Genomic DNA, 6,241 nt, shown 5'->3' with positions numbered 1-6,241 from the left:
ATACTTAACAATGATGTTAAAGCTTTATGTACTGCACCTGGAGTAGGGAAAAAAACTGCTAATAGAATGATACTTGAATTAAAAGATAGAATAGATGATAATATTATTATTGGTGAAGAACCTGTCTCTGTAAAGACTGATAATTATCATGATGCTTTATACGGGTTAATATCCTTAGGCTATACAAGAAATGAAGCTACTAGAGTGTTAAGTAAATTAGAAATAAACAATATGGCTGCTGAAGACATAATACGGGTAGCTTTAAATAAGTTGTCTAAAAAATAGAAAGAGGTTTTGATAAAATGTATGATGAAGACAACAGAATCGTAACAAGATCTTTAAAAATAGAAGATGTGGATAATGAAATGTCCTTAAGACCTAAATGGATTAATGAATACATAGGTCAAGAAAAAGTTAAGAATAAACTTAATATATTTATTCAGGCGGCTAAAAAAAGAAATGAATCTTTAGATCATGTACTTCTATATGGACCTCCTGGATTAGGAAAGACGACTTTAGCAAATATAATTGCTAATGAAATGGGAGTAAATATAAGAGTGACTTCTGGGCCAGCTATTGAAAGACCAGGAGATTTAGCTAGTATATTAACTAATTTAGGTGAAGATGATGTTCTTTTTATTGATGAAATTCATGGATTAAATAGAAGTGTAGAAGAAATACTTTATCCTGCTATGGAAGATTTTGCTTTGGATATAATAATAGGTAAAGGGCCAAGTGCCAGATCAGTAAGGTTAGATTTATCAAAATTTACTCTTATAGGGGCAACCACTAGGGCAGGTTTACTTACTTCACCTTTGAGAGATAGGTTTGGTGTTTTATTAAATTTAGATTTATATGATATAGAAAGTTTAAAAGAAATAGTTGAAAGATCTGCAAAAATATTAAATGTTAAAATTGATGAAGAAGGGGCCCATGAAATTGCAAAAAGATCAAGGGGAACTCCAAGGGTTGCTAATAGGCTATTAAAAAGAGTGAGGGATTATGCTGAAGTAGTAGAGGATGGCATAATCACCTTGGATGTTGCAAATAAAGCCTTAAAAATGCTAGAAGTAGATCCTATTGGTTTGGATAGTGTAGATAGAAAGCTTATTATATGTATGATAGAAAAGTTTGATGGTGGGCCTGTTGGGCTAGATACTTTAGCGGCATCTACAGGAGAGGAAAAAACTACTGTTGAAGATGTATATGAGCCTTTTTTACTTCAACAAGGTTTTATAAATAGAACTCCTAGAGGCCGGACTGTTACTAGGGCAGCCTATGAACATTTTAATATACCTTATAACGGGGAGAGATAATATGGGTTATATGGGAAGAACTTTAATTATAATTGGACTAATACTTTTGGTACTAGGTGGAATTTTAATTTTAGGTCAGAAATTTGGTTTGGGGAAATTGCCAGGAGATATATTTATCCAAAAGGGAAATTTCACTTTTTTCTTTCCTATAGTAACCTGTATAATAATTAGCTTAATTTTAACTATAATATCGAATATTTTTAGAAAGTAAAGGAATGATTTAATGAAAAAGGAAGATTTTTTTTATGAATTACCAGAAGAGTTAATTGCTCAAAGGCCTATTAAAAATCGTGAAGAATCTAGGCTAATGATTTTAAATAAAAATAGTGGCAATATAGGACATAAGAAGTTTTCTAATATAATTGAGTATATTCAACCAGGAGATTGTTTGGTTTTAAATAATACAAGAGTTATTCCTGCAAGATTATATGGTAGTAGATTAGGAAAAAAGGAAAAAGTAGAATTTTTATTACTTAAACGAGTTGAGGGAGATACTTGGGAGACTTTGGTTAAACCTGGGAAAAAAGCAAGACCAGGAGATGAATTAAGTTTTGGAAAGGATAGGTTATTTGCTGAAGTATTAGATATAAATACCGATGGTACAAGGGTTGTTAAACTTAAATATGATGGAATATTTGAGGAAATATTAGATGAATTAGGGGAAATGCCCTTGCCACCATATATTAAAGAAAATTTAGAAGAAAAGGAAAGGTATCAAACTGTATATTCTAAAGAAAAAGGGTCAGCAGCAGCTCCTACTGCAGGTTTACATTTCACTAAGGACATACTTAGTACCCTTGAAGCTAAAGGTGTTAAATTAGTATTTTTAACTCTCCACGTGGGTCTTGGAACCTTTAGACCTGTTAAAGTTGAAAATATTGAAGAGCACCATATGCATGAAGAATATTATGAGGTTTCAAAGGAAGCTGCAGATATAATAAATGAAACTAAAACTAATGGAGGAAGAATTATTGCTGTAGGAACTACAAGCACTAGAACATTAGAAGCTATAGCAGATGATGAAGGAAGAGTTTTACCTCAAAGTGGCTGGACGGATATTTTCATATATCCAGGGTATAAATATAAAGTTATAGATGGTTTAATAACTAATTTTCATTTACCAGAGTCTACTTTAATTATGCTAGTTAGTGCTTTAGCTGGAAGAGAGAAAATATTGAATGCATACAAAATTGCAGTTGCTGAAAAATATAGATTTTTCAGCTTAGGTGATGCTATGTTTATAATGTAGGAGGAAAATGATGGCTATTAAATTTGAATTAATAAAAGAATCAAAGAAAACTAAAGCTAGATTAGGGAAATTATATACACCTCATGGAGTAGTAGAAACCCCTGTATTCATGCCAGTGGGTACTAAGGCAACAGTTAAGGGAATGACTCCTGAGGAGACAAAGGAATTAGGTGCTAGTATAATATTATCTAATACTTATCATCTATATTTAAGGCCAGGCCATAAGTTAATTGAAGAAGCAGGTGGACTACATAAATTTATGAATTGGGATGGGCCTATTTTAACTGATAGTGGAGGATTTCAAGTTTTCAGTTTAGGTGAAATGAGAAAGATTACTGAAGAGGGAGTAGTGTTTAGATCTCATATTGATGGTTCAAAGCATATGATTACTCCAGAAAAGTCTATGGAAATACAAAACTCTTTAGGTTCAGATATTATGATGGTTTTTGATGAATGTGCACCTTATCCTTCATCTAGAGAGTATATTGAAAATTCTATGGAAAGGACTACTAGATGGGCAAAAAGATGTAAAGAATATCATAAAGACTGGAACAAACAAGGACTTTTTGGTATAGTACAAGGAGGCATGTATAAAGATTTAAGAGAAAAAAGTGCAAAAGACCTTGTAAAAATAGATTTTCCAGGTTATGCTATAGGAGGGTTAAGTGTTGGAGAGCCAAAGGAATTAATGTGTGAAATTTTGGATTTTACAACGCCTTTATTGCCTAAGGACAAACCAAGGTATAATATGGGTGTAGGTACTCCTGACTACTTATTTGAATCAGTTATTAGAGGTATCGATATGGCTGATTGTGTTCTACCTACTAGAATAGCTAGAAATGGAACTTTAATGACTAGTAGGGGAAAATTAGTCGTTAGAAATGCAAAGTATAAAAAAGATTTTAATAAATTAGACCCGGAATGTGATTGTTATACATGTACTAACTATTCAAGGGCCTATATGAGACATTTATTTAATGTAAATGAAATTTTAGGGGCAAGATTGGCTACTATACATAACTTATATTTTCTATTAAAGCTAATGGAAAATATTCGTGAGGCCATAAAAGAAGATAGATTATTAGAATATAAAAATATTTTTTATAAAAAATATGGATATATAAATTAAAAACTAAGGAGTGATTTTTATGCCACAAGCATTACAACCTTTCATAATGCCTATTGCTTTGATAGCTATGATGTACTTTCTTATGATAAGACCTCAAAAGAAGAAAGAAAAAGAAAGAAGTGAAATGTTAGGTTCTTTAAAAGTAGGCGATGAAATACTTACTATTGGTGGAATTTATGGAAAGATTGTAGTATTGAAAGAAGATATGCTAACAATTGAAGTAGGGAAAGGTAAAACTAAACTAGATATTTCTAAATGGGCAATTGGTAGTGTTACAAAATCAAAGGCAAATAAACAAACAGAAGACAAGAAAGAAAATGATGAAAAATAGTTAAAAAAGCTTCCTTTTTTAAGGGAGTTTTTTTATTTATGTAATATTTCTCACCTTCTAAAAATAAGTATTCATTAGAATGGAGGTGAGTTATATGAAATCTAAAACTATTAATTTTCTATGGTCTCTTTTAAAAAGCCTAGTTCTTTCTTATATAGTAACCTTAGGATTAGTACTAATTATGGCTATAATGCTTACATATACACCTTTAAAGGAAAAAAGTATTCCACTATTAAATACTATTACTATGATGATAAGTATAATTACAGGTGCAATTTATTTAACATTAAAAATAGGAGAAAAAGGTTGGTTAAATGGAGGAATTGTTGGAGTTGTTTATTATTTAATACTTTTATTAATTAATATTATTTTTATTAAAAATCATTCTATAGATATTTATACTACATCTAAAATTATAATATCTTTAGTAACGGGTGTTATCGGTGGTATGATAGGCATTAATTTAAAATAATAGCTTTAAAACAAGATATAAATGTGATACAATCAATCTATAAAACTACTGTATAATAAAAATTAAAATGTCAAAGATAATGGTTAAAAGGTGGTGGTTTACCCACTACTTTTTAATTTTAATAACTTTAAGTAAAAAATTATGATATAATAGTGCCAAAGTTTTATATCAAGGGGTATTATAGAAATTATACAAAAGAAGGAGGAAATTCTATGAAGAGTAAAAGTTGGATTATATTTATTTTAGTTGTTGCAATTATAAGCCTTGGTTCTTATACAGCTATTAAGGGTATAGACATGGGGAAATTTAAAATTAAGAATGCAAAAGAATCTATAGACTTAGGATTAGATTTAGCTGGTGGTGTATATGTGGTGTTGGAAGCTCAAACTGATGCTCAAGGAGCTGAATTACAGAAGATCATGGAACAAACAAAGGCTATTATGACTGAAAGGGTTGATGGATTAGGAGTTTCAGAACCGAATATAGTAATTGAAGGGAATAAGAGAATTAGAATAGAGTTAGCTGGTGTTGATGAGCCACAAGAAGCTATTGATACTATAGGTAAAACTGCTCAATTACAATTTATTGATCCAGATGGAGAAGTAGTTCTTACAGGGAAAAATGTAAAAAAATCGGAAGTTATGTTTGAATCTGCTGATTCAGGGGACAGGCCAGTTGTGGCTTTAGAGTTTGATAAAGAGGGAGCTAAGAAATTTGAGGAGGCAACAAAAAGATTATCGGAAAAGACTGCTGAAGAGGAAAAAATATTATATATAGTTTTAGACGATCAAGCAATATCCTATCCAATGGTACATGAAACTATTAGTGGGGGAAGTGCTACCATTACAGGACAATTTACTGTTGATGAAGCAAGTAATTTGGCAACCTTAATAAGGGCTGGGGCATTACCAGTAGATATGGAAGAAATTCAATCAGCAGTTATTGGCCCAACTTTAGGACTTCAAGCTTTAGATAAAAGTCTTTTAGCAGGCTTGGTTGCAATTATATTTATATTTATATTTTTAATTGTTCTTTATAGGTTACCAGGTTTTGTGGCTAGTATAACCTTAACTGCTTATATACTTTTAGTATTACTTGGTATGAAGGTCTTGGATGTTAAGTTAACTTTACCAGGTATAGCTGGATTAGTTTTATCTATTGGTATGGCCGTAGATGCTAATATTTTAATCTTTGAAAGAATAAAAGAAGAATTACAAGTGGGTAAAACTGTTAGACTTTCTATAGACTCTGGTTTTAAAAGGGCTTTAACTTCAGTACTGGATTCTAATATTACTACTTTAATAGCTGGTGCTGTTTTGTACTATTTTGGTGAAGGGCCAATAAAAGGATTTGGTGTAACTTTAATACTAGGTATTGTTGCATCTATGATTACAGCAGTATTTATTACTAAGTATTTATTGAAATTGACAGTTGGTATGACTGGTGGGGAAAATACAAAACTTTATGGTGCATAAGAAAGAGGTGGATATAGTGGATATAATTAAAAATAGAAAGATTTTTTTTAGTATTTCTTTAATAATTATTATTATTGGAATATTGACAATGGCTATTAAAGGACTTAATTATGGAATAGATTTTACAGGTGGAACTTTAATACAAGTAGATCTAAATAAACAGGTTAAAGTAGAAGAAATAAGAGAACTTATGTCAGCCTATGATAAAGATGCACATGTTATCCATGCAGGTGCAGATAAAAAGGAAGTAATAATAAAGAGTAAAGCTG

At 30.8% G+C, this 6,241-nt stretch carries 9 protein-coding genes; all 9 read left to right on the top strand.

Features of this window, described 5'->3' with window-relative positions; all coding sequences use genetic code 11:
• On the top strand, positions 1-285 hold a 285-nt coding region (locus VK071_02620), incomplete at its 5' end, for a helix-hairpin-helix domain-containing protein (GenBank protein HLR34204.1).
• Positions 286-302: 17 nt separating this feature from the next.
• Positions 303-1,316 carry a Holliday junction branch migration DNA helicase RuvB gene (gene ruvB / locus VK071_02615; protein ID HLR34203.1) on the top strand — a complete coding sequence of 338 codons (1,014 nt, stop codon included), beginning with the start codon at positions 303-305 and terminating at the stop codon, positions 1,314-1,316.
• Entirely contained in the window at positions 1,279-1,527 is a 249-nt protein-coding gene (locus tag VK071_02610; GenBank protein HLR34202.1) for a DUF2905 domain-containing protein, read from the top strand. The genes ruvB and VK071_02610 overlap by 38 nt, the downstream gene beginning before the upstream one ends.
• Before the next feature lie 12 nt (positions 1,528-1,539).
• Positions 1,540-2,565: a tRNA preQ1(34) S-adenosylmethionine ribosyltransferase-isomerase QueA gene (gene queA / locus VK071_02605; GenBank protein ID HLR34201.1), complete on the top strand. Its 1,026-nt coding sequence runs from the start codon at positions 1,540-1,542 to the stop codon at positions 2,563-2,565.
• Positions 2,566-2,575: 10 nt separating this feature from the next.
• The gene (tgt, locus tag VK071_02600; protein HLR34200.1) at positions 2,576-3,694 is read left to right on the top strand and encodes a tRNA guanosine(34) transglycosylase Tgt; all 1,119 of its coding nucleotides are present in this window, start codon (positions 2,576-2,578) and stop codon (positions 3,692-3,694) included.
• A gap of 19 nt (positions 3,695-3,713) precedes the next feature.
• The gene (gene yajC / locus VK071_02595) at positions 3,714-4,025 is read left to right on the top strand and encodes a preprotein translocase subunit YajC (GenBank protein HLR34199.1); all 312 of its coding nucleotides are present in this window, start codon (positions 3,714-3,716) and stop codon (positions 4,023-4,025) included.
• A gap of 94 nt (positions 4,026-4,119) precedes the next feature.
• Entirely contained in the window at positions 4,120-4,497 is a 378-nt protein-coding gene (locus VK071_02590) for a TIGR04086 family membrane protein (protein HLR34198.1), read from the top strand.
• Positions 4,498-4,709: 212 nt separating this feature from the next.
• On the top strand, positions 4,710-5,972 hold the full coding sequence (gene secD, locus VK071_02585; GenBank protein ID HLR34197.1) for a protein translocase subunit SecD: 1,263 nt from the start codon (positions 4,710-4,712) through the stop codon (positions 5,970-5,972).
• Between the two features lie 16 nt (positions 5,973-5,988).
• Positions 5,989-6,241, top strand: a 253-nt coding sequence (locus tag VK071_02580) for a protein translocase subunit SecF (GenBank protein HLR34196.1), incomplete at its 3' end; no start/stop codon positions are given.

This window comes from Tissierellales bacterium (genome assembly GCA_035301805.1).
GTDB lineage: Bacteria > Bacillota > Clostridia > Tissierellales > DATGTQ01 > DATGTQ01.
The sequence above is the reverse complement of the archived record's forward strand: the minus strand, read 5'-3'. Positions and strand labels throughout refer to the sequence as shown.